Raw genomic sequence first — 23,911 nt, 5'->3', positions numbered from 1 at the left:
GTCAGGCGGGGGCTCCCGGCCTGTCCCGGCCGAGCCGTCGGACGCAGCTCCGCGCGAGACCGGTGACGTTCCCGCTGTTGAGGATCTCCATGGCGGGAAGGGCACAGCCGAGCTGCTGATGGATCGCGGTCATCAGTTCCGCCCCCATGAGCGAGTCCATGCCGAGCTGGTCCAGGGGCTTGTCGGGCGGAATGCGGTGGGGCGTGGTCTGCAGGATCCGGGCGAGAACGCCGGTGAGTACCTCGGTGACGAGGACCAGCGCCTCCTCCGGCGTCGCCGTCGCCAGCGTCTGGACGACCCGCCTGCCGGTTCGACCGGTGTCGTTCTCCTCGTCCGGCCGGACGGCGCAGAAGCGCGGGGCGTCGATGGTCGTGGCACCGTGTCGCGTCCGGCCCCAGTCGACCCCGGCCACGACGGCGACCTCGTCACCCCGGCCGATCAGTTCGCCCAGAGCGGCGAACGCCTCGCGCGGAGTCACCGGGTCGAGGCCCAGGTGCCTCATGAAGTCGGTCAGTTCGTTCCGCGCGACATAGCCGACTTCGGCCATGGCTCCCCAGGCGACCGCGAGGGAGGGCCTGCCGGAGCACCGCCGGGCGCGGGCGAGGGCTTCGAGGAACAGGTTGGCGCCGACGTAGTTGGCCTGGTTGTGGCCGCCCAGCACCCCCGTGATCGAGGAGTACGACACGAACAGGTCGAGGTCACGGTCGCGGGTCAGCCGGTCCAGGACGTCCGCGCCCAGAGCCTTGGGCGTCAGCGACCGCCGGACGCGGTCGTCGGTGAGCTCCACCAGCGGAGCGTCGTCGAGCACCATGGCGGCGTGGACCACTCCGCGCAGGGGGTGTTCCGGCCTGTCCACCGAGTGCAGTACGGCGCTCATCGCCGCCGCGTCGGCCGTGTCGGCGGTGTGGGCGGTGACGGTGACGCCCCGGTCCTGGAGCTCCTTGAGGAGAGCCGGGGCCTCGGGGGTGCCGGCACCGCGCCGGCCGACGAGCGCGAGGCGCCTGGCGCCGCGGTCGGCGAGCCAGCGCGCGGTGGCGGCACCGAAGCCGCTGAGACCACCGGTGACCAGATAACTCGCCCGCGCGTCCGCCCGGAAGGGCGCGGGCCTCACCCGCAGGCGTGGCGGCGTCTCCAGGGAGACGACCACCTTGCCGATATGGCGGGAGTGCTGAAGGGCCTCGAAGGCGTCCTCGACGCGGTCGGCGGGGTAGACGTGGTGGAGGATCGGGCGGTAGACGCCGTCGCGTACGTGCTGAACGACCTCCGCGAAGCACGCCGCGAAGGCCTCCGGACGGTCATGGGCGAGCGTCGCGAGGTCGGCCGTACTGAAGGTGATGTTCCCCAGGAAGGGCCGTAGCAGCAGCCTGCTGTTGGCGTACAGGTCTCGCTTGCCCAGTTCGATGAAGCGCCCGCCGGGCCGGAGCACCTCCAGGCCGCGGCCGATGGCCTCACCGGCCAGGGAGTTGAGCACCACATCGACGCCCCGGCCCCCGGTGAGGGACTTCACCCGCTCGGCGAACCCCAGGCTGCGGGAATTGAGCACATGCCGCACGCCGAGCAGCCGGAGCAGGTCACGCTTGGCATCCGTGCCGGCGGTTCCGATGACCTGGGCTCCGGCATGCCGTGCGCACTGCAGCGCGGCCAGCCCCACGCCACCCGCCGCCCCGTGCACCAGTACGGTCTCTCCGGGGGCCAGCCGCGCGAGATCACACAGGCTGTGATGGGCCGTCAGGAATACCACCGGCAGCGTGGCGGCCTCCTCGAAGCCCATGTCGTCGGGGATGCGGGCCACCGTGGCCCGGTGCACGGCGATGTGGGAACGCAGGGTGCCGCTGCCGAAGGCGAGGACGCGGTCGCCCGGGGAGAAGGACGTGACCGCGGAACCCACGGCCGTGACGGTGCCCACACACTCCATACCCATGTCGATGTCACCGGCGCGTTCGTCCTGTGTTCCGTCGAGCGTGATGGCGCCCAGGGCCTGAAGCACATCACGGTAGTTCAGCGCGGCCGCCCGTACCTGGACGACGACGTCGTCCGGGCCCGGATCCGGGAACTCGGCCGGCGACCAGACCAACTGGTAGGAACGGCCCGGCTCGCGCAGCCCCAGGGCGAAGGCGGACGTCTCGGACCCCGGCCGGTTCTCGCCGAGGTCGTCCCTGGCCCGCAGCCGGGGCACGAACCGCCCCGAGCGGGTGAGCAGCACCTCGTCCTCGGCCGTGGAACCGGTGAGTTCCGCCACTAGCCGAGTGGCGTCCGTCGCCGGTCGCCCGCAGAGCTCCAGGGAGATCCGGCGGACAGCGATGTCCGGGTGCTCGTTGGTGACGCAGCGGGCCACACCCCAGGCAACCGCCGTGGTAGGAGCCAGCGGCACCTCCGGCGCGGGCAGAACGCCGGAGGGGGGCGTCACCAGCCAGATCGCCACGTCCGATTCGTCGATGAGTCGGCCGGCGGCGACGGCGAGGGCGCGCAGCGCCGCCGTGTGCGTCAGGGCACGGTCCAGGTCCAGCCCACCGCCTGGGTCGGCACCAGGGGAGGCGCCCTCGTCCAGCAGGATCACCACACCGGTCCGTACCGTCCGTTCGGCCCGCCCGGCGAACAGCGCGGACCAGGCGTCGGCGTCGGTGGCGAGACCGGTACGGGCCACGGAACGCCCGGCGGGCGCACCGAGCCGCTCGGCGAGGGCGGCCGCCAGCTCCTCGCGGCCGGGCTCCGCCGCGACGATCCAGGCCCACGCACGGCAGCCATCGGACGGCGGCTCCCCGTCCGGCGGGCGCTGCCTCCTGGACGGGGCCGTGCCCGAGACCAGATCCGCCGGTGCGGCGCGGTGTACCTGTTGGGCGAGCAGGACCGCACTGTCGGCCTCGCCGGTCCGCCTGCCCCCGCCCGCGACCACGTCGCGCGGAACGACGGCGGTGTCCCGATAGCCCGTCTCCGACAGCAGGCGCACCCAGGCGTCGGCGTCCAGCAGCGGCCCGGCCGGGCGTGCCTCCGTGTCCTGCCCGCTCCAGAAGCTCGGCAGCTGTCCGAAGAGAAGAGCCAGCGCGGCGGGATCGTGTGTTTCGGCCATGAGCAGATGGCCGCCGTCGGCCAGCAGCCGACCGAGGTGCTCCAAGGAGGGCCGCAGGCGCCGGGTGGCGTGCAGGACGTGCCCCGCCACCACGACGTCGAACGAGCCTTCCGCCATGCCCTGGCCGACCGGGTCCCGATCCACGTCCAGAACCCGGTAGTCCACGAAGTCATAGGCGGCGAAGCGGCTCCGGGCCCGGGGGAAGAAGGCCGCCGAGACATCGGTGAACACATAACGCGTGCGTTCCGGGGGCAGTACCGGGAGCAGGAACGCGGTGGTTCCCCCGGTCCCCGAGCCGACCTCCAGGACACGGAGCGGCCGGTCGGCCGGCCACTGGCCGACGAGGGCCGCCATGACCGTACGAGCCGCCCGGTTCGTGGACCACGCCATGCCCGAATCGGTGTAGAACTCCTCCAGAAGGTGCCGGTTGGCATCGGAGAAGACCTGCTCCACGGGATCGCGGTTGCCCCGCAACACCTCGACGAGCTGCGTACCGCAGGTGCCGAGAAGGGTCAGTTCCACGGCGAGTCCGGGGCACTCTTCGGTGAACGCGCGGAACCTCTCCAGCGGTGCCGGGGCCCGCACCGCACGCCAACGGCGGTCTATCGGCGGTGTGTCGGCGAAGGCACCGGCCTTCAGGGGCTCGACGAGGCCGTGGGCGTGCGCGGTGCGGAGCATCAGGTCGAGGGCGCGGGCGTACTGAGGGAGGGCGCCCGCGCGGATGAGGTCGCGGCAGGTGAAGGCGGTCCGGCGGTCGGCGGCGTCCGGAAGCAGGGTGGCCACGGCCGCCGCGCCGAAGTGCGCCGCGAGTTCCCGTGCCACGTCGAAGGAATCCGCTTGACCGCTGCGCTGCCAGGCCGACCATGTGTGGCGCAACTCGTCGCGGCAGACGCGTGCGATCTCGCCGGGGGCCGGCAGCGGGGCGGCCCCCAGGTCCTGGTCGCGCGGAGCGGCCCGCATCACGGTCGTGTAGTGCGGGCCGGGCACGCGCGCGCCCTCGTCGAACTGCCGCAGCCGGCAACCTTCAAGGAGCAGGCAGACCAGGCCATTGGCGCTGAGCACGGTCACATCCCACAGCGGCTCCCGGTCCGTCCGGGCCCGGGCGCGCACATGGAACCAGCCGGTGGCGGGCATGGGGCGCCAGGCGCGCACACGGTCGATGGACACCGGCAGGAAGCGGATGCCTGCGGTGCCGGCCCGGTCCAGCAGGGGCGCGCCCGCCTGCAGCGCGCCGTCGAGCAGAGCGGGGTGCGCCTCGTAGCCGGAGCGGTCCGCCTCCCCGCCGTAGCGGGCCAGCACCTGGTCGTCGCCGTACAACAGGTCACCGGTGAGCACCCGGAAGGCGGGACCGTAGGACAGGCCGATCCGCGTGGCGCGCCGGTACCGCTCCTCCGAACTGCTCCGCCCGGTCAGGCTCGCCGCGATCCGGTCGATGTCGACGAGCGGGGGCGTGGGGGTGTACATCCGGCGGACCCGGCCCCGGGCGTGCTGCTGCCACGTTTCGCCGCCCTCGACGCGGCCGGCGATCTGCACCACGCCGTCGTCGGCCGAGACCGTGGTCTGGAGCTCGAGCTGCGGCCCGTCGTCGAAGGGCAGCAGCAGGGCTCGCGGAATGGTCAGGTCCGTGATCTCCACGCTCGCGTCGTGGATCCGTCGCCCGGCGGCCAGCACCATCTCCACCAAACCCGTGGCGGGCATGACGACCGTCTCCCCGACCTTGTGGTCGGCCAGCCAGGGTACGCGCGCCGGATCGAACGATCCGTGCCAGGCGGGCTCCGCGAAGGCGGCGCGTTCCCCGAGCAGCGGGTGGTCGATGGTCCCGTCGCCACAGCCGCTCACCCAGTCGGTGGGGCGGTACGTCCAGTGGCGCTCGCGTTCCCAGGGGTAGGCGGGCAGGTCCACCACCCGGCCGGGCCGGGGGAAGAACGCGTCGGGGTCGCTGCGGGCACCGGCGGCCAGCAGGTGACAGAGGGCGTGCCGGACGGCCGCCGGGCCCGGGGTGTCCCGGCTCAGGGCCTGCAGTACGGCGGCGGGCGGCGCGCCCTTGCGGGAGCCGGTCAACCGCCGCAGATAGCCGCGGAGCACGGGGTGCGGCCCCACCTCGACGAAGATGTCGCAGCCCAGTTCCAGCAACTGTCCGGCCGCCGCCGCGAACAGTACGGGCCGGCGCAGGTTGCGCCACCAGTAGGCGGCGTCCAGCTCCCGGCCGTCCAGCAGGGTCCCCGTGGTGGCGGAGGCGTAGTGAAGGAGTGCCCGCTGGGGCTCGAGGCCGTTGAGGGCGTTCGCCAGCCGGCCCTCCAGCGGGTCCATGGCGTGACTGTGGAAGGCGTATCCCAGGCCGAGATCGTGGAAGAAGACCCCCTGTGCCCCGAGCTTGTGTCCCAGCCGGGCCAGGGCGGCCCGGTCACCGCTGACCGTGACGTCCCGGCCGCTGTTGATCCCGGCGATCTCCAGCAGGCCCTCGTACGGAGCGAGATGGCGCCGTGCCTCATCCTCGTCGGCGCCGATGGCAGCCATGCCCCAGTCGCCGCCCGTGGTCGCCTGCGCGCGGGAGCGTTCGACGACCACGCGAGCCGCCGCGTCCAGGCCGAGGGCTCCGGCCGCCCACGCGGCGGCCATTTCGCCCGAGCTGTGCCCGACGACTCCGGTGGGCCGGACGCCGTGCGCGCGCAGCAGCGTCACCAGGCCCACTTGCACGGCGAAGAGCAGGGGCTGGGCGACGTCGGTGGTGTCCGGACGCCGGTGCCCGGGCGGTGCGGTGAGCTCCTCCAGCACCGACCAGCCGAGCACCGGACGCAGGGCATCGGCGGCGTCGGCGACGGCCGTACGGAACACCGGCTCCGCCTCCAGCAGGTCCGCGCCCATGCCCGGCCATTGCGAGCCGTTGCCCGAGAAGGCCAGGGCGACGCTGCCGCGTTCGGCGGCGGGCACCAGCGCGCCGGCCATCGGGTCGTCCCCGGCGGCCAGCCGGCGCAGCAGGTCCGCGGCTTCCGGCGGATCGGCGGCCAGGACCGCTGCTCGTTGCTCGTGCCGGCCGCGCCGCCGGGAGGCGGTATAGGCGAGGTCGTAGAACTCACCGGGATCGCACCGGTCGAGCCGGTCGGCCATGCGCCGGGCAGCCGTGATGGCCGCGCCACGGGTCCGGGCCGAGACGACGACCGGCAACCGCGTGCCCGCAGGGAGCTCCGGTGGCGTGGCCTCGGCGGGCTCCGGACCCGCTGTGAGGACGACATGCGCGTTGGCACCGCCGAAGCCGAAGGAATTCACGCCGACCACGGCCCGGCCGGAAGGCACGGGGGCGAGGGGACGGGTCTCGGTGACCGGGGCGAGGCGCAAGCCGGCGAAGTCGATCCCGGGGTTGAGCGGGTGCGCGTGGAGGCCGGCGGGCACCTGGCCGTGCCGGAGCACCAGCATGGCCTTGAGCAGGCCGGCCATGCCCGAGGCCGGCTCCAGGTGGCCGAGATGGCTCTTCACCGACCCCACCGGCAGCTCCCTGTCGGGCGATCGGCGCATCCCGAGCGCCCGGCCGACGGCCCGGCACTCCACCGGGTCACCCACGGGCGTGCCGGTGCCGTGCATCTCCACGTAGGCGACGTCGTCGGCGCTGACGCCCGAGGTCGCGTACACCTGGCGCAGCAGGGCTTCCTGGGCGTCCGCGCCGGGCTGGGCGAGCCCGGGGGTGCGGCCGTCGGTGTTGACCGCGCTGCCGAGGATGACGGCGTGCACCGTGTCGCCGTCCGCCGCGGCGCGGGCCAGCGGCTTGAGGACGACAAGGCCGCCGCCTTCCGCACGGACGTAGCCGTCCGCTTCGGCGGAGAAGGGGCGGCACCGCCCCGTGGGCGACAGCATCGACGCCTGTGCGAAACCGATGAACTCGAAGGGGCTGAGCAGCACATTGACCCCGGCCGCCAGCGCCATGCCGCAGTGGCCCGCGCGCAGGGTCTCGCACGCGTGGTGCAGCGCCACCAGCGACGAGGAGCAGGCGGTGTCCACGACCAGGCTGGGTCCTCGCAGGTCCAGGAAATGCGACACCCGGTTGGCGATGATCGAGGCGGCGCCGCCCGTCATGGTGTAGGCGTTGCTCGACCGCGGCGTCATGCCCTGCAGGTAGGCGAACGCCTGGCTGGAGGCCCCGACATACACCGCGGTGTCCGAGCCCGCGAGAGCATCGGCCGTGATACCGGCGTGGTCGAGGGCCTCGACGGCCATTTCCAGCAGCATGCGTTGCTGGGGGTCCATCCGGCCGGCCTCGCGCGGGGACACGTTGAAGTACGCGGCGTCGAAGGCCTGGATGTTTTCGAGGAAGCCGCCGGCCGTGACGTAGGTCTTGCCGGCGCGTCGCGGGCGCGGGTCGAGCCAGCGCTGGGCATCGAACCGGTCCGGAGGGAGCTCGCCGATCAGGTCGCGTCCGTCGACGAGTGCGGACCACAGGGCGTCGACGGTGCTGATGCCGCCGGGCAGCCGGCAGGCGATGCCCACCACCGCGATCGCATCGTTCCCCATGAACTCCCCCGATCGTTGCCAAGATCATGGCCGGAAGGCGATACGCCAATAGGGGGGAATTCTTTCCGCCGCCATCTCGATGAAGCACCTCATCGAGAATTCATATGAACCGATGAAATGACATACGCCCCTGCGGGAACGGCCGAATCTTCCGACTGATTCCGGGCAGACCCCCTCGGGGAGGGGATTACGATGGGAGAACACGCACAGGAGGGCAACGGCGCGTTCATCGCCGCCATTTCGGGGTGTGCGCCGGACATTCATCCCACAGCGTTCATCGCGCCGACCGCGGTCGTCCTCGGCCGGGTCGCTCTCGCGGCCCGGAGCAGCGTGTGGTTCCACGCCGTACTGCGCGCGGACGGCGATTCGATCACCGTGGGAGCCGCGTCGAACATCCAGGACGGTGCGGTTCTGCACACCGACCCCGGGTACCCCATCCGCCTCGGCGCCCGGGTCTCCGTCGGTCACCACGCGACCCTGCACGGCTGCGAGGTGGGAGACGACGTGCTGATCGGCATGGGCGCCACCGTGCTGAACGGCAGCCGCATCGGCTCACGCTGCGTCGTGGCGGCGGGCGCCGTGGTGCGGGAGAACCGCCGGATCCCGCCCGGTTCCCTGGTGGCGGGATCCGATACGCCCGTCGTCCGCCCGCTGGACGACCAGCACTTCGACCTCATCGAGGCAGCCGCTCAGTGGTACCTCGCCCTTCCCGGGCTTCACCGGTCCACCGGAGACCCGCCGTCCGGAGCGGATCCCCACCCATGACCGGGGGAGTCACCGACGACCGGGCCACCACCGTCCGACGACCTCGGTACGTCCTCGGCGTGCTCTCCAGTTCCGTGTTCATGGCCATGCTCGACAACCTCGCGGTGAACAACGCGCTGCCCCACATCGGAGCGGAACTGGGCGTAGGGGTCAGCGGACTCCAATGGGTGGTGGCGGGCTACACGCTCGTCCTCGCGGCCACCCTGCTGTCCGGATCGGCCATCGGCGGCCGGATCGGCCACCGGCGGGCGTTCCTCGTCGGGCTGGTCGTCTTCATCGTGGGCTCCGCCTTCGGCGCCGCGGCGGCCGACTGGCCCTCCCTCGTGGCCGGCCGCGCGGTGCAGGGCCTGGGGGCCGCCATGGTTCTGCCGGCGAGTACCGCCCTGCTCCGGCATGCCTTCGCCGAGGACCGGCGGCGCGCCCGGGCCTTGGGGATCAGAGGCGCGGCCGGAGGCCTCGGCGTGGCGCTGGGTCCTTCGGTGGGAGGACCACTGGTCGACTGGCTCGGCTGGCGCAGTGTGCTGTGGATCAACATCCCCATCGGCGCTGCCGCACTGGTCCTCGCGCTGTGGGTGCTGCCCCGTCCGGCCCCGGCCCCGGCCCGCTGGGACCCTGCCGGGCAGTCGCTCGCCGTCCTCGGCCTGGGGAGCCTGGTCTACGCCCTGGTCCAGGGCCCTGTCGACGGCTGGCGGGCCCCTCCCGTCATCGTCACTCTCATGATGGCGGCGCTGGCACTGCCCGTCTTCGTCCTCGTCGAGTCACGAGGCGCCGATCCCCTGCTGGATGTGCGGCTGCTGTACGACCGGCTGTGGGCGGGAGCGGCCCTGGCGTGCTTCACCGCCAGCGCGGGCCTGTTCGGCGGCCTGTTCTTTCTGACCCTGTATCTCCAGGGCATCCTCGGCTGGTCGGCCACGGGGGCGGGCCTGTTGTTCCTTTCCGCCTCGGCGTTCATCATTCTCACGGCCCCCGCCGCCGGGGTGCTGACCGTGCGGTACGGGGCGCGGACGCCCCTTGTCGCGGGGCTGGCGCTGTGTGCCCTGGCCCTGGCGGGCATCAGCCGGTACGGCCGGGACGCCGCGTACGCCGAGTTCTGGTGGCTGCTCCCGCTCCTCGGCGCCGGGACCGGGCTGGCCTTCGTCCCCGCCGTGGTCGCCGTCGTCCAGCGGTCGCCGGTCGATCGGACGGCCGTGGCATCGGCGGTCATGGACACTCTGAGGGAGCTCGGCGGGGTCGTGGGTGTGGCCGCACTGGGCGCGGTCCTCACCGCCCGGATGCGCCAGTCGCTGTTCGAACGGGCCGCAGAGGCCGGCCTGTCGGACCCCTCGGCTCATGAACTCGTCCGGTCGGTCGTCTCCCTGGGCTCCGCCGCGAACCTCGACTCGCCGGGCGCGGCCCCGGTAGCGGCGCGGGTGGCAGGCTGGGTGGAGGAGTCCTTCGTCGAGGGCCTGCGGCTGGCGTTGTGCTGCACCGCGGCGGCCCTCGGGTGCGCCGCTGTCGCGGTCACGATCCTTCTCCGGGAGCCGCGGCCCCCTCGCGGTGGCCGTGTGCGATGACGGTGGCCAGCATGGCCCTGCCGAGTGCGGTGTGCGGATTCCCCACATCACAGGGGAGGCCGAAGTGGCTTCGTGTCGCCCCAATGGCCGTGCGGAGTTACGATATTTCCGAGTGTATCGCGATCCCATGGGCGGTTTCCGGGGGAGAGTCATTCGTCCCGGCCGGCGCCAGGGGCGGCGGCTCCAGTCGTGCTCGTGCCAGAACTGGCCGCCCCCAGCCGTGCCCATAAGGCGAATCTCCAAGGCGAATCCAAGACGAATCTCCCCTCCACACCTGTTGAGGAGGGCATCATCATGGCCCAGGAATACGGCGACCAGCAACGGAACCAGCCCGGCCCCGAAGCCGGGAAGCCTCTGAGGATGGTTCCTGATGTGGGGGAGCACACCGACGATGCGGGCGTGCTGCGGAAATACGTCGATCCGGGAGCGACGCTGACGCGGGCGCCGACCGCCCGGAAAGCCATTGAGCAGTTCCTGAAGGCGCGCACGGGCGACCTGAAGTCCGGGACCATCGATCTGCGCGAGGTGGAAGCGAGTGAAGGCGCGGCAACGCTGAGGATTCGCTACCAGCAGTTCCACCACGACATCCCCGTGTCAGGTGCCACCGTGCAGGCCGTGGCCGACGTCAAGCAGGCCGGCGTCATTCAGGTCGATCACGGGGGAGAGCTCGATATGACGGATGCGCCCGATCCGGGCGCCGCCCAGGCCCTCGATGCTCTCAAAGAGGTTGCCCTCGCACCTTTCGACGGGGAATTCGAGGCCGCAGAGGTGATCAAGGACGAACTCGCCTACATCCGGGACACGTCCAGGCCCACCGTGCCGCACACTGACTATCCCAGCGCCTCGACCGCGCTGCTGCAGAAGGGCGAGAAGCCCGACGACGCGCTGCATCTCGTGCGGGATTTCCTCGTGGAGACCACCGGGCCCTTCGAGCACTTCCGCGTCGTCGTGGACGCCGTATCCGGCGAACTGCTGTGGATCGCGCTCGCGGGCAAGTACGTGACGGCGACCCTCAAGGTCTTCTCACCGGACCCGGTGACCGAGTCGGACGACAGCACGCTGCACGGAGCGTCCAGCGCGGCGACGCTCGACGCTTTCCGTCATGACGTCCAAGCCGAGATCGCTCCCGCCGACGGCGGCAAATTCCGACTCGACGGACAGTGGTTCCAGTGCAAGGACTGGGACACCCCCGTCTTCGCGCAACCGCAGGAGACAGCGCCCAGCTTCGTCTACCGGACGTTTCCGATCAATCGCGCCTTCCTGAGTGCCAACGCCTACTTCTGGCTCGACTCCGCCGCGCGCTATCTCCGCGGCCTGGGGAACACGACGCTGAACGCCAACATGGAGAAGGTCGAGGTCGACGCCCAGGCGTTCAACGGTCAAGACAACAGCCAGTGGTTCGGGACGACGACGCCCCCGCGGATCCGCTTCGGCGAAGGCGGCACACCCGATGCCGCCGACTTCGGTGTCATCGTCCATGAGTACACCCACGGTGTATTCCAATGGCTCGGTTCGGACCACGGCGGGTCGGGGTCGTACGAGCACAGCGTCTGCGACGCCCTGCCCGCCATCTACCGGGACAGGTTCAATCCCTCCGGGCACCGACGCGTCGAGACGTTCCCCTTCGACAACAACGCCACCAACCAGTGGAGCACGGTGCGCCGGCTGGACCGCGCCGAGCGGTTCGACGACGCGGAGTTCGACACTGCTTTCGATGACCCCGACCTCCGCAACTCGATGCTCGGCACAGCACTGTGGCGGTGCTACCTGGGCATGGGAGGCGACTCATCCGATCCCGCCGAACGGATCGAGGCGGCCGATGCCATGATCAAAACGATGATGGAGATGCTGCTCATCGTGCCGGACGCCCAAGACAACAGCGCGGCGCATGCCCGCAGCATGGCCCAGGGCTGCGTCGCGGCGGACACGACGCTCACCGGTGGCCTGTTCAGCAAGGTGATGGACGAGGCCTTCATCGGCCAGGGACTGTGGAAGCGGCGCCCCGTGGACGTCTATGTCGCGGACAACCCGGCCGACACCGGGGCCCTGCCGAGCCCCCGCCCGCAGCTGGCCTCTCCCGACATCTGGGTCCGCAACAACGACATCAGTACGGGCGACAATCCCGACCTCGGGCACCAGGCGCCCGTCAACGACCAGCCGAACCACGTGTACGTGCGCGTCCACAACCGGGGAACCCAGGCGGCCGCAAGTGGAGCATTCCAGCTCGAAGTTTTCCGGTGCGACCGGGGCTCCGGGATGATCTGGCCGACGCACTTCCAGTCGATCGGCACGCTGGTGATCGACCAGGCGATTCCGGCCAACGGTTCGGCGCGCGTCGGCCCCCTGACGTGGACGCCCCACCTCGCGGATCACGAATTCCTGGCGGCGGTCGTGCACGGCGCCCCGGATCCGGCCCTCACCGCCACTCTCAACGGACCGGTGCCCGCCGATCGGATCGTCCGGTTCGACAACAATGTGGGGATGCGCGATGTCGCCTCCTGACACCCCGTATGAGGGCCAGCCGTTCCCCGTCCCGGACAAGCGTCGACCGCCGAGCCCGCCCGTACGGATCGCGCCGGCCACACGCAAGTGGACCGGCACGCTGCCGGACAAGTTCATCGCGACACTTGTCGAATTGGTCTCGGCGGAGGCTCTCCGCGACACAGTGGAGGCACTCGCGGCCTTTCACACGCGACACACGTTCTCGCCGCACCTCGGGGAGGCCGCCGCACGGATATCGGACCGGTTCACGGCGGCGGGATACACAGACGTGGTCAGACGCCCCTGGTCCCATGCCGGTCACAGCGGGGACAACGTCGTCTGCACCAAGCCGGGGACGGGAAGCGGCAATCCCGTCGTCATCGTGTGCGCCCATTACGACTGCCGAATGGAAGATCTGGAGAACGCGACCGCACGCGCTCCAGGAGCCGACGACAACGGCAGTGGTGTGGCGGCGATCCTGGAAATCGCGCGCCTGCTCGCGCCGGTCGCTCTGACCGCCACGATTCGCTTCGTGGCCTTCTCCGGAGAGGAACAGGGACTGTGGGGGTCCACGGAGTACGCCGCGCAGCTCCACGCCACGGGCTCCGACGTCTACCGGGTCATCAACCTGGACATGGTCGGAAGGCCGCCGGAGGACGGTTCCGTGACGGTGGAGCGCGACGAGGGCAACGCCGTCCCGGGCAATGACGCCGCCTCGCAGGCGCTCGGTACGGTGATGGCGCAGGCCGCCGCGTCCTACACGGCGCTGCCGGTCAAACTCGGCCCCATCTACGCCAGCGACTACATGCCCTTCGAAGCGCACAGCGACGTCACGGTCGGCGCCTACGAAGGAGAGGGCAACCCGCACTACCACCGGACCTCCGACAAGCCCGCAACGCTCGACTACGGCTATCTCGCCGCCGTCACCAAGACGGTACTGGCGACCTTGCTCGCCGAAGCGCTGGACGTCGCAGACGAAGCGAGTTCGGCCGTGGACCTCTACATCCGGGACAGCCAGGCCGACACCGGATCCCAACCGAGCGGTGCCCCGAACGGGGCCTCTCCCGACCTCTGGGTCCGCAACAGCGACATCACGGTCGGCGACGACCCCGAACTCGGCCACCAGACACCCGTCAACGGCGTCCCCAACTTCCTGTACGTGCGCGTGCGCAACCGGGGCACGGCCGCTCTGGGAGGTGGCGTGGCTCAGGTCCGCACGTATCAGGGTGACCCGGGCGCCGGGGCGACGTGGCCGACACGCTTCCAGCCGATCGGCACGCTGGTGATCGACCAGGCGATTCCGGCCGGCGGCTCGGTGCGCGTCGGTCCCTTCGAATGGACACCTGGCAGCGTGGACGACCACGAACGCCTGCTGGCGATCGCGTCGGCCCCCTCCGACCACTCCGTTCCCGATGTCTACACAGGCGAGCTCGACACCGACCTACTGGTCCGGTTCGACAACAACGTGGGTCGGCGCGATGTGGCGCCGGAGGGGTAGGGGTAGACCTGGGCTCACCAGGCATCCTCCTGGGATCCGCACGCTGATCCAAAGAGCGGCCCTAATCTCCGGACGGACTTAGAAGTTCTTCCAACCGCCGCACCTCGACAGGGAGGAGCCGTTCCATTCGCAGACCCGGGCCCGTTTGATGTTGGAGCTGTACCGCGCCTCCACGATGTCGTGGCTTTGGGTCACGATTCGGGGGGAACCGCCGTCATACGTTCTGATGTCGAGTGCTGCTCCGATGCTGTCCCAGCTCTGGTCCCAGATCGTTGCGTAGTTTCCGTCGACGTAGCCCCAGTCACAGGAGTTGCCGTCGCAGCTCGACCAGCGGGTCGAGGCGCTGGCGGGGCCGGCGGTCAGGAGTATGGTCGCCGCGAGGGCAGGTATTACCGTCGCCGCTATGCGCTTGATCATGAAATCCTCCTCTGGTTGTTTTCAGGCGAGGACCGTAACTTTCATGTCCTGGTGAATGGACCACCTGAACCAGACAAATCTTGCACTGCGTACGAAGGTTTCCTTTGCGACATCACCATTCCCAACGCTGCGGGCGGGTCGGAGCAGGCAAGCGGGTGAGGCCCCCCGGGGGCTGGGGTGTGGTCGGGGCGCTCGATGTCCGGTAGCTCGTCTGGCTCCGTCCAGCGACTCAGTTGGCGGCGCCGCCCTTGGGGAAACGGGGGGAGCAGTCCCGACCGTAGGAGTGTGTGTTGCCGTCGGCGTCGTTGTCCTCAGGGTCCGGCAGGAGTTCCTCCGCGATCACCGCCCGCATGCTGCCGTCGGGGCCGGTGCACCGGGCTTCGCGGATCTCGGCGGCCTCCTGGGGGTCGGCGTGCGCGGCGACGGCACAGGCGGGTCCGGCGCCGGCGGTAACAGGGGGGCAATGCCACCAGCGGTAATGCCACGCACTCACCCACGCCGCGTGCGCCGCGGGTTGGACGTCAGCCTTCCCGGCCCCCGGCCGGGGAAGAGCGGGCGGCCGGTCAGAAGTGCGCGATCAGGAAATCCCGGAGCTCGGTGTGGGTCATCGGCCCCGCGCTGCGTGCCGCCACCTCACCTTCCTTGAGTAGGACGACGGACGGAGCCCCGGTGACGCCGTACCGCTTGGTCGCCACCGGACAGCGGGTGATGTCGATCTTGACGGCCGTCAGGAGGTTCGCGTACTCCTCGGCGATCCGACCCACGACGAGGTCCATTGCCCGGCATGCCTCGATCGCCTTCGGCCACGTCCCCGAGAAGTAGGCGAGAACCGGGCCTTCGCCCATCCTGAGGACAAAGTCGACCTCCGCGTCCTCCAGTGGTTGATGCACCCGTCTTGGCATCGGAGCTCCTGACCTCGTGATCGACGTATCGGGCACCATCATCGCCTGTGACACGCGGAGCCGACTTACAGGTCATCGCAGATGAGGGTGCAGGCGCGATGCCGGCGATGCTGGTGAAGGCCAGGAAGCGCTCGGCTTTGCGCTCGTAGCGACGGTGGAGACGGCGGCGGCCGGCGAGCCAGGACATCGTGCGTTCGATGGTCCAGCGGTGCCGGCCCAGTCGTTGTGAAGTCTCGATGACCTCACGAGCGCATGGGCCGACTGTCCGCAGAGCGGTGCGTGGCCGCGCCAGTGCGCTCCGCAAGGCACCGCGTCCGGGTCGAGGTGAACGTCAAGACGCACCTGCTGCGTCGTGGGCCGGCCGGCGCGTGGCGTGCCGACGTGTTGGGCGGGTGCCGCCGCGAGCAGCGCGGTGGTCCCCGTCCGTCCCGCCCGGCCGCGGTGCGGCGTGGGTGGTGCCGCCGCCGGTATGGCGGCGGCCGGAGCCGTCCCGGCGCGAGGCTCACCCGCCGATGCGCACCGCCTGCCCGGTGACGCGTACGCGCGCGTCGGCGGGGTCCACGGTCACCAGCAGATCGCTGGGGCGGCCCATGTCCTCGCCCTGGCGAATGCTGATCGCCGTTTCCTGGCGGATCTGTCCGGTCGCCCGCAGATAGCCGCCCAGTGCGGCGGCCGCCGCGCCCGTGGCCGGATCCTCCACCACGCCGCCCACCGGGAACGGGTCGCGCGCGTGGAAGAGAAGTTCGCTCTCCCGCCACACCAACTGCACGGTGGTCCAGCCGCGCGCTCGCATGACGTCGGCCAGGGCGTCGAAGTCGTAGGCCAGGTCGGCCAGTCGCGCGCGGGAACCGGCGGCCAGCACGAGGTGTTCGTTACCGCCGAAGGCCACGTGCGGCGGCAGCGCCGGGTCCAGGTCCTCGCGCGTCCAGCGCAAGGCGGCGAGCGCCGCGTCCAGTTCGGCGTCCTCGGTCGGCCGGGAGCGGGTGGGCGCACTGGTGAGGGTCGCCCGCACCGCGCCCCGCCCGTCGACGACCGTCTCCACCCGGATGTCACCGACGGGCGTGTCGAAGACCATCTCGCCGGGGCCGAGGCGCTCGGCGAGCGCCACCGCGGTCGCGACGGTGGCGTGACCGCAGAACGCCACCTCGGCCAGAGGGCTGAAGAAACGCAGCCGGAAACGGCGCGAGGACTCGTCGCCGGCGGTGATGAAGGCGGTCTCGGAGTACCCCACGCCCGCGGCTACGGCCAGCATCCCCGCCTCGTCGAGCCGGGCGGCGTCGAGGACGACGCCCGCGGGGTTCCCACCCGCCGGGTCGGAGGTGAAGGCGGCATAGCGCAGGATCTCGACGGAACGGTCGGCAACGGTCTCGGTCTCAGTCGTCATGAGGCTTACTCTCCCGCCGAAAAGGCATCATGACAAGCGATTGATCATGATGAAACCCATCGATGTATCCGATGGATGCCGCTAGGCTCGCCCGTATGGACACCCGACTGCTGCGCACCTTCACCACCGTGGCCGGCACCGGCAGCTTCACCACGGCGGCCGCCGAGCTGCACCTCGCCCAGTCGACGGTCACCGCGCAGGTCCAGACGCTGGAGAAGGAGCTGGGCACCCGGCTCTTCGACCGGCTGCCCCGGGGTGTGGCGATCACCGAGGTCGGCAGGCGGCTGCTCGCGGAGGCCGAAGGCGTACTGGACGCCGAGTCACGGCTGCGCGCGGCGGCCGCGGCCGACGGCCCTCCCGTCGGCCGGGTCGTCATCGGCGCGGGCGAGACGCTGTGTTCGGCGCGGCTGCCCGGCGTCATCGCCGCCCTGCGCGGGATCCACCCCGACCTCGAGGTCGACTTGTCGCCCGTAGGAACCGCCGAGGCGGCGGAGGGCCTGCGCACCGGCCGCCTCGACATGGCACTGATGCTGGAGGAGGACGTCTTCTTCCCCGACATCGACACCGAACACCTCGCGCACGAGCCGCTGGTGCTCCTGTGCGCCCCCGGACATCCCCTCGCCCACCGGACGGATCCGGTCACCTGGGAGGAACTCGCACAGGAAGCGTTCTTCCTCCACGAGCAGGGCTGCTCCTACAGCGACCGGCTCGCCCGCCGTCTCCTGTCGACCCCGGGCGTACGACCCCGCCTGACCCGCTTCGGCAGCATCGAAGCCGCCCGCTCCTGCGTGGCAGCCGGCCTCGGCCTCACCCTCCTGCCGCGCTCCACCGTCGAGCACGCCCTGCGGGAAGGCCGTCTGGCCGAGGTGACGGGACCGCCGATCCCGGACGTGCCCGTACAACTGGCGCGCCACCGCAGGCGCTGGACCTCTCCCGCGGCACGGGCGGTCGTGGCCGAGCTCGTACGGAGTTTCCGGGCCGGCGAGGAGAGCATTCCCGCGGGCCGGCCTTAGACGTCGTCTAGCCCGCACCACTGACAGTCGGGCATGGCGGCGCAGGGCAGGCCGATATCCGCCCCCGCCACGTGTCCGCACCTGTGGACGCCGCCCACGGGTGCGGATCAGCCGCGTACCTGGAACCGGGAGTCGCAGGGGGTGGGCCACGGGTGTGAGTAGTCGCGGTACAAAAAGTGCCGCCGAGGTTGATCATGGTCCGGCTGGCGTCGAGGTGAGCGGGGCATCCGGCCGCCGGATGCGGACTCGGCGGGAGCAGGTCTCGTCGGCGTCCTGGAGGTCGGCGAAGCCGCCGCGGGCCGCCGCGACGGCTTCGGGGTACGCCTCCCTCTTCTCATGCTCGGCGAGCGTGCGGTAGATGCTCGCGACGCTGGGGGCCTGTCCCTTGCGTTTGCCCGCCGTTCGCGCGGCGACAGACCGCCCGGCCCGCTGGGGCCGTGCCCGGACGCGGGTGCTGATCTTCTCGGAGAACACCTTGTCGCGCGGGATGCCGTGCTTGGCGAGCGCGTCGAGCTGCGACTGGAGCGCCGGTCGGACCGACAGGGGCGGGTCCACTATCTGGTGTGCGGCGGGGGCCCGGGGGGTCGTACCATGAGCGGGTTCCTGTGCCGAGGTGTCGGTGGCAGTGACCGGATTTCCTGTTCCATCTGTGTCGATCTTGAGGTGACGACCTATTAACCAGGCCATGTAGTCGTCCGCGTTCCCCACGTGCTGTTTTGTCGCACGTGTCCGGGGGCGGACGTCGCGCTGGCCTGAGTTGCGTCACCCTCCCCCGCAGTTTTCCGTCTTTCCCGGGTGCAGCTCTGCCGTCTGCCCCGGGTTTCGTGTTTTCCGGCCCCGGCGCGGCTGTCGGCAGGGCTCCCCGATTCCTTTGGATCAGGAGTTCCCGTCGTGTCTTCCTCCGCGCTCGGTAACGAGCCGCAGCACACCACCCAGCCCCCGGAGCACCCAGCACCTCACCACCCGAAAATGGCCTTGGCGGCCCGGATCGCCCTCTTGGTGCTGCTGGTCGCCGAGCTCATGGACATCCTCGACCAGTCGGTCGTCCTGACCGCCCTGCCCGCGATCCAGGAGTCGACCGGCGCCGGACCGGCCGCGGTGCAGTGGCTGACCACCGGCTATTCACTGCCCGTCGCCGTCGGACTGATCACCGGCGGGCGCCTCGGCGACCTCTACGGCCGGCGCAGGATCCTCCTCATCGGCACCGTCGTGTTCACCACGGCCTCGCTGCTGTGCGGCCTTGCTGCCGGGCCGGGCGTGCTGATCGGCGCCCGCGGGCTCCAGGGCGTGGGAGTGGCCCTGATGATCCCGCAGGTCCTGGCCACCCTCCATGTCACCTTCGAGGGGCAGAACCGCAGCAAAGCGTTCGGTCTGTACGGCGCCGTCCTCTCCCTCGCCAACGTCCTGGGCCCGGTGATGGGCGGTCTGCTCACCGAGGCCGACCTGTTCGGGCTGTCCTGGCGACCGATCTTCCTGGTCAACGTGCCCGTCGGCCTCACCGTGCTCCTCCTGGGCCGCAAGTTCATCCCCGAGTCGACCGTGAAGAGGGCCGACCGGCCCGACCTGACCGGCATGGCTTTGTCCGCACTGGCCATCGTCCTGATCGTCTTCCCCCTCACCGAGGGACACCTCCATCACTGGCCGCTGTGGTGCTACGCCCTGCTCGCCGCAGGTCTCCTCACGCTGGGCGTCTTCCTGCGCCACCAGCAGCGCAAGCAGGACAACGCCCCGCTCGTGCCCGTGTCCCTCTTGCAGGGGCGGCAGTTCTCCGGCGGCATGGCCGCGCAGCTGACGCACGGCCTGCTGTGCGGCCTGTTCTTCATGACCTGGACCCTCTACCTCCAGCGCGGCCTGGGCATGAGCCCCTTCCACGCGGCCCTGGCCTTCGTATTGCTCTCCCTCGGAGAGCTGGCCGGCGCGACGATTGCGGCGAAGAGCAGCGGGCGCTTCGCCCGTCGGTTGCCCCAGGCCGGAGCCCTCATCACGCTCGCTGCGATGGCCGCCTACGGACTCCAGGCCCACCGAGGTCAGGCGGACCTGACCCTGCTGGCGATGACCGCTCCGGTGGTACTGATCGGATTCGGCCTCGGCATGGTCGGCGGCCCGCTCGCCGACATGTCGCTCGCCAAGGTCCCACACCAGGACGCCGGGTCCGCATCGGGCCTGTTCAACACCGCCATGCACCTGGGCATCGCCCTCGGCACCGCGCTGACCGCCCTGGTGTTCTTCGCCACCACCGACGGCTCACCCGACGCCGGACTCAATCGCGACGCGTTCATCACCGTGCTGTGGTGGGTCGGTAGCCTCCTCGCCCTGATGTGGGTCCTGATGTTCTGCCTCCCCAAGCAGGCCAACAGCCGGGCCGACTGAGCCACTCCCGGGCTCCGGCCACGACGTCGGCCGGGGCCTGGGCCCTCAGCCTTCCTCGACCTCGCCGTCCTCGGCGGCATCGGGGTCCCGGAAAGGGCGCAGGCCCCGGCCCGGTCCGCTGGCGGTGATGTTGAACAGGTAGCGGCCGAGAGAGTTGATGTGCCGGTCCCTGAGCGGGGAGAGGCGGGCGACGTCCTCGTCCTTGATGTCGTGGCCCTCCGCGGGAAGGGCGGCGATGGCCGCGTCCAGGTAGCGGGTGTTCCACAGCACGACCGCGTTGAGGACCAGGCCCAGGGCGGCGAGCTGGTCCTCCTGGCCCTCGCGGTACGCCTGGCGGATCTGGCCCCGGCCGCCGTGGCAGAGCGCGCGGGCGAGCCGGTGGCGGGATTCCTGGACGGTGAGCTGCCGGTTCATCAGGCGCCGGTAGGTGTCATCGACCGGGTCGACCAGGGCGAGCAGGTGCATGGTCTCATCGATGCCCGTACTCGGCGAACGCCGCCCCAGCGGGGTCGGGTGCCCTTCGCGACCGAACATCCGCAACAGGTCGTAGGCCCTCACTCCGACACCCCCGGCAGCAGCACCCGGTTCTTCCGCAGCCACGTCACCGCGTGGTTGAACAGCGCCACCGGCCCCTCCGCTGCGTCAACGCCCGCCCGTACAGGAACCCGCGGAACTCCCGCCCTCACCGGCGGTCGGTGAAGTCGCGGTACCGGCACCGCTCCTGGATCTCCTCCGCGTGCTCGTACGGCGTCCTGCGCCGCTCGGGATACCGCTTCACGCACGACGCGTCCTCGATGCCGAGCTGCCCGGTCAGGTACTCCACGCCCCCAACGGCCACCGCCAGCGGATCGTCGCCCAGGAACCGGCCGATGTAGCGAACGGTGCAGATCCGCACCGCCATGCCCAGCCGGTGCGCGTCCGTACGCCGCAGCGCGATCAGGTCACGGTCGTCGTCATCGAGGAAGGCACGGACGGCCTTTTCCTGCAGCTCCGCCAGGAGCCCCGCGTCGGCTCGCCCGGCTCCCTGTTCAGGTCGTCACGAGCGAGAACTGTTTCATGGAGCAGGTGCCAGTCCGCGGAGCCGAGGAGGCCGACCACGACGTGCCGGAGGTCCGATGGCTCGGCCATGACCTCGGCCAGGCCCTGGAACTCCACGCTTTCCAGCCGGGCTGGACGTAAAGGGTGACCTCGGGTTCGCCGTCCACGGTCTGCGCGGTGCGATACGCCTCGACGCCCGAGGCGACATCAAGGCGGTCGACCTCGATGATGACCGGCTCGTCGGGCTGGGCTACGACGCGGACACGATGGGGATCAGGGTAGGGGCTCACGAAAGCGACCATAGGTGCGACTGGGGGTAGGTACGAGACGGTGCCGCCGATGGAGCCGCGAGCGGTTCCATCGGCGGCACCGCCGCCGTACCGAGCGGGACTTACGGCCTACAGGAGGGCGTACGAACTCGCCTGGTCGTTCATGGCATCGCCCACATAGGGCGTGGAGTCGCGGTACTCCTGGTGCGTGCCGGTCTGGTGGGGGTCGGCCCAGAGCTCGACCCAGCAGGCGACGGGGATGACCGAGCTGAACGTGTCCGCCCAATCGGTGAACTCACCCACGTAATCCCGGCCGTTGCCGCTCTGGCATGCGTTGCCGTTGAGAATGATCGACTTGCCGCCGAAGTTCCAGTCCTGGTAGAGGATGGCGAGCTCGGTGCTCGGCTTCCCGCTCGCGGCGGAGGACACCCGGAGTCTGTCGACCAGCCCCCGATCCCGTGCGGCGTCCTTGCCGGACAGAGGCGCATCGGTGATCCGTCCCTCCGTGGAGGCGGCGACGGCCTCACGGAACGTACCGAAGCACCGGGTGGTGTTCGTGTCGACGTTGACCAGGCAGGTCCCGGCGCCGGACACAGGCTCCGTCCGGGCCTGCGCGGTGGCGCTCCCGGCGGCCAGGACCAGCAGGCCGGCCCCGGCCGTGATGGCGATACGTGTCACACGTGAACTCATGGGGCAACTCCCGAATCTTGGAAGGTCTGCCAACACCGGGATCCGCTCCGCCGCGCCAGGTAGATCCGAGCACCGCCCCGTCCGGGGGGGGGGTCTGTCTTCCGGCCCGTCGGCGGCCCGGCGTGGCAGGGTGGGTGCCATGTGCGGCCGCTACGCCTCGACCCGCAGCCCCCAGGACCTGGCCGGGCTGTTCCAGGTCACGCGCTGGAATCCGGAGCATCTCCTGGAACCGAGCTGGAACATCGCTCCGACCGACGAGGTGTGGGCGGTGCTGGAACGCACCGACCGGGGGAGCGGTGCACTGGAGCGGCAGCTGCGTGCGTTGCGGTGGGGCCTGGTGCCGTCCTGGGCGAAGAGCCTGGACGCCGGCGCGAAGATGATCAATGCCAGGGTGGAGACGGTGCATGAGAAGCCGGCCTTTCGCCGCGCTTTCGCCACACGCCGCTGCCTGCTCCCCGCCGACGGGTTCTACGAGTGGGTCGCTGTCCCGGCGACCGCGACGGCGAAGGCCCGCAAGCAGCCGTATTTCATCAGCCCCGCGGACGGCCAGGTGATGGCGATGGCGGGGCTGTACGAGTTCTGGCGCGACCCCGCGGTGGCCCAGGACGACGATCCGGCGGCGTGGTGGACCACCTGCACCATCATCACCACCGAAGCCACCGACACCGCCGGCCGGATCCACCCCCGCATGCCGCTGGCCATCGCCCCGGCCGACTACGAGGCCTGGCTCGACCCCGCGCACCAGGACGCCGACGAGCTCCGCGCGCTGCTGGCCACGCCCGCCCAAGGCCACCTCGACGCCCGCGCGGTGACCACCGCGGTCAACAACGTCCGCAACAACGGCCCCCACCTCCTGGACAACGCCCCCGATCCGGACCCCCGCACCTGACCACACACCGGAACAAGCGCGGCAGCGCCGGCGCCGCCTCCGACCGAGTGCCACCCGCCCGGATCCTCAGCCGACGGCCGACCAACAAGACCCTGGCCTGGCGGGTGTGACCGTTCCCGGGGTGCTCACGCTGATCGTGGGCGATCCGGCGCATAGGTCCCGAGCTGTTGGAACGGCTCACCGCGCGGCGCGCGGAACGGGAGAACGCGAAGAACAGCCGGCCGAGGTAGGGACTCAGCGAGGTGCGGCCAGGAGGTTCTCCCTCAGTCAGATGTTCTTCGTCGAGTGACGTAACTTCAGGATTCCTGAAGCGTTCTCGCTGTCTCCGACCATCCTTCGATCGAGGCGAAGATGAGGGCTCGGGTTGGTCGCGGGGAGCCGGACGACCGGGAGCCGGCCAGGGAGCATACGAACACGTGAGCCTGGCCAATGATCGCTCGCCGGGTCAGGGGGTCTGGCCGGGAGCCTGCAGGGAGTCGAGCCAGTGCAGGAGGCGGGCGCCCTGGCGGGTCATGATGTCCGGGTCGCGCAGGGCGTTGGCCAGGAGCGACATGCCCTGGTAGCCGGAGATGAGGGTGACGGCGAGGTCGTCCGGGTCGGGCAGGCCCAGGGCGCGGAACTGGTGTCCGGCCCAGTCGAGCAGCCGCCGGATCACCGCACCGGCCTCCGCGTCCAGGGTCCCGTCCGCGCGCTTGTCGACCTCGACGGCCAGAGTGCCGGTGGGGCAGCCATAGCGGGCGGCGGTGTCGCGCTGGCCGACCCAGGCTTCGATCAGGGCCTTGAGGCGGTCGAGCGGGTCGGGCAACTGGTCCAGTCGGCCTGTGAGTTGGTCCAGGTGGGCGCTGTGCTCGGACAGTGCGGCCCGGACCAGTTCGTCCTTGGTCTTGAAGTAGTAGTAGACGTTCCCGACGGGGACATCGGCCACGCGCGCGATGTCGGCGAGGGTGGTCCGCTCGACGCCCTGCTCGTGCAGGACCTGGGCCGCCGCGGCCGTGAGCCGTCGGCGCTTGTCGGCCGCCCGCGCCGCCCGGGGCTTCACTGAGTCAGTCACCCAACCAACTATAGACAGCGC

General features: G+C 70.8%; 17 protein-coding genes and 2 pseudogenes. 8 read left to right on the top strand and 11 right to left on the bottom strand.

Annotated features, from left to right (window positions below):
• Position 1: 1 nt before the first annotated feature.
• Entirely contained in the window at positions 2 to 7,570 is a 7,569-nt protein-coding gene (locus ACZ303_RS23245) for an SDR family NAD(P)-dependent oxidoreductase (RefSeq protein WP_467341945.1), read from the bottom strand.
• Between the two features lie 192 nt (positions 7,571 to 7,762).
• Between ACZ303_RS23245 and ACZ303_RS23240 the strand changes: the two genes are divergently transcribed.
• The 4 genes from ACZ303_RS23240 to ACZ303_RS23225 all read left to right on the top strand — a co-directional run bounded on the left by ACZ303_RS23240 (position 7,763) and on the right by ACZ303_RS23225 (position 13,867).
• Positions 7,763 to 8,335 (top strand): gamma carbonic anhydrase family protein, encoded by a 573-nt coding sequence (locus tag ACZ303_RS23240; protein ID WP_467341943.1) that lies wholly within the window; start codon positions 7,763 to 7,765, stop codon positions 8,333 to 8,335.
• On the top strand, positions 8,332 to 9,888 hold the full coding sequence (locus tag ACZ303_RS23235; RefSeq protein WP_467341941.1) for a DHA2 family efflux MFS transporter permease subunit: 1,557 nt from the start codon (positions 8,332 to 8,334) through the stop codon (positions 9,886 to 9,888). Before ACZ303_RS23240 ends, ACZ303_RS23235 begins: the two co-directional genes overlap by 4 nt.
• Positions 9,889 to 10,182: 294 nt before the next feature.
• Complete coding sequence (locus tag ACZ303_RS23230) at positions 10,183 to 12,390, top strand: hypothetical protein (RefSeq protein ID WP_467341939.1); 2,208 nt, start codon at positions 10,183 to 10,185, stop codon at positions 12,388 to 12,390.
• Positions 12,362 to 13,867 carry a M28 family metallopeptidase gene (locus ACZ303_RS23225; RefSeq protein WP_467341937.1) on the top strand — a complete coding sequence of 502 codons (1,506 nt, stop codon included), beginning with the start codon at positions 12,362 to 12,364 and terminating at the stop codon, positions 13,865 to 13,867. The genes ACZ303_RS23230 and ACZ303_RS23225 overlap by 29 nt, the downstream gene beginning before the upstream one ends.
• A 78-nt stretch (positions 13,868 to 13,945) precedes the next feature.
• Here the strand turns inward: ACZ303_RS23225 and ACZ303_RS23220 are convergent, their stop codons facing one another.
• The 5 genes and pseudogenes from ACZ303_RS23220 to ACZ303_RS23200 all read right to left on the bottom strand — a co-directional run bounded on the left by ACZ303_RS23220 (position 13,946) and on the right by ACZ303_RS23200 (position 16,570).
• Complete coding sequence (locus tag ACZ303_RS23220; RefSeq protein WP_467341935.1) at positions 13,946 to 14,284, bottom strand: hypothetical protein; 339 nt, start codon at positions 14,282 to 14,284, stop codon at positions 13,946 to 13,948.
• Between the two features lie 229 nt (positions 14,285 to 14,513).
• On the bottom strand, positions 14,514 to 14,777 hold the full coding sequence (locus ACZ303_RS23215; RefSeq protein WP_467341933.1) for a hypothetical protein: 264 nt from the start codon (positions 14,775 to 14,777) through the stop codon (positions 14,514 to 14,516).
• 70 nt (positions 14,778 to 14,847) lie between these two features.
• A complete protein-coding gene (locus ACZ303_RS23210) occupies positions 14,848 to 15,186 on the bottom strand; it encodes a thioredoxin family protein (RefSeq protein WP_467341931.1) in 339 nt (112 codons plus the stop codon).
• A gap of 103 nt (positions 15,187 to 15,289) precedes the next feature.
• A pseudogene (locus tag ACZ303_RS23205) lies at positions 15,290 to 15,436 on the bottom strand (IS5/IS1182 family transposase); the annotation flags it as partial.
• A 252-nt stretch (positions 15,437 to 15,688) separates the two neighbouring features.
• On the bottom strand, positions 15,689 to 16,570 hold the full coding sequence (locus ACZ303_RS23200) for a PhzF family phenazine biosynthesis isomerase (RefSeq protein WP_467341929.1): 882 nt from the start codon (positions 16,568 to 16,570) through the stop codon (positions 15,689 to 15,691).
• A gap of 95 nt (positions 16,571 to 16,665) precedes the next feature.
• Between ACZ303_RS23200 and ACZ303_RS23195 the strand changes: the two genes are divergently transcribed.
• The gene (locus ACZ303_RS23195) at positions 16,666 to 17,583 is read left to right on the top strand and encodes a LysR family transcriptional regulator (protein WP_467341927.1); all 918 of its coding nucleotides are present in this window, start codon (positions 16,666 to 16,668) and stop codon (positions 17,581 to 17,583) included.
• A 192-nt stretch (positions 17,584 to 17,775) separates the two neighbouring features.
• Here the strand turns inward: ACZ303_RS23195 and ACZ303_RS23190 are convergent, their stop codons facing one another.
• On the bottom strand, positions 17,776 to 18,138 hold the full coding sequence (locus ACZ303_RS23190) for a hypothetical protein (RefSeq protein ID WP_467341925.1): 363 nt from the start codon (positions 18,136 to 18,138) through the stop codon (positions 17,776 to 17,778).
• A 336-nt stretch (positions 18,139 to 18,474) separates the two neighbouring features.
• On the opposite strand from ACZ303_RS23190, the gene ACZ303_RS23185 reads away from it, so the two are divergent.
• Positions 18,475 to 19,953 carry an MFS transporter gene (locus tag ACZ303_RS23185; protein ID WP_467341923.1) on the top strand — a complete coding sequence of 493 codons (1,479 nt, stop codon included), beginning with the start codon at positions 18,475 to 18,477 and terminating at the stop codon, positions 19,951 to 19,953.
• A gap of 45 nt (positions 19,954 to 19,998) precedes the next feature.
• On the opposite strand, the pseudogene ACZ303_RS23180 reads toward ACZ303_RS23185, so the two are convergent.
• Together ACZ303_RS23180 and ACZ303_RS23175 are read right to left on the bottom strand one after the other, a co-directional pair.
• Positions 19,999 to 20,511, bottom strand: a pseudogene (locus ACZ303_RS23180) (Tn3 family transposase); the annotation flags it as partial.
• A 124-nt stretch (positions 20,512 to 20,635) separates the two neighbouring features.
• Positions 20,636 to 20,941 carry a DUF4158 domain-containing protein gene (locus ACZ303_RS23175; protein ID WP_467342319.1) on the bottom strand — a complete coding sequence of 102 codons (306 nt, stop codon included), beginning with the start codon at positions 20,939 to 20,941 and terminating at the stop codon, positions 20,636 to 20,638.
• A gap of 68 nt (positions 20,942 to 21,009) precedes the next feature.
• Here ACZ303_RS23175 and ACZ303_RS23170 point away from each other — a divergent pair, with 68 nt between their 5' ends.
• The gene (locus ACZ303_RS23170) at positions 21,010 to 21,132 is read left to right on the top strand and encodes a hypothetical protein (RefSeq protein WP_467341921.1); all 123 of its coding nucleotides are present in this window, start codon (positions 21,010 to 21,012) and stop codon (positions 21,130 to 21,132) included.
• A gap of 257 nt (positions 21,133 to 21,389) precedes the next feature.
• Here the strand turns inward: ACZ303_RS23170 and ACZ303_RS23165 are convergent, their stop codons facing one another.
• The gene (locus ACZ303_RS23165) at positions 21,390 to 21,950 is read right to left on the bottom strand and encodes a hypothetical protein (RefSeq protein ID WP_467341919.1); all 561 of its coding nucleotides are present in this window, start codon (positions 21,948 to 21,950) and stop codon (positions 21,390 to 21,392) included.
• A 139-nt stretch (positions 21,951 to 22,089) separates the two neighbouring features.
• On the opposite strand from ACZ303_RS23165, the gene ACZ303_RS23160 reads away from it, so the two are divergent.
• Complete coding sequence (locus ACZ303_RS23160) at positions 22,090 to 22,839, top strand: SOS response-associated peptidase (protein WP_467341917.1); 750 nt, start codon at positions 22,090 to 22,092, stop codon at positions 22,837 to 22,839.
• 445 nt (positions 22,840 to 23,284) lie between these two features.
• On the opposite strand, the gene ACZ303_RS23155 is transcribed toward ACZ303_RS23160, so the two are convergent.
• A complete protein-coding gene (locus ACZ303_RS23155) occupies positions 23,285 to 23,890 on the bottom strand; it encodes a TetR/AcrR family transcriptional regulator (protein WP_467341915.1) in 606 nt (201 codons plus the stop codon).
• Positions 23,891 to 23,911: the final 21 nt, after the last annotated feature.

The sequence above is a fragment of the Streptomyces sp. NPDC023527 genome (assembly GCF_055560115.1).
Note: the sequence above shows the minus strand (reverse complement) of the source record. Positions and strands in the feature narration are given on the sequence as shown.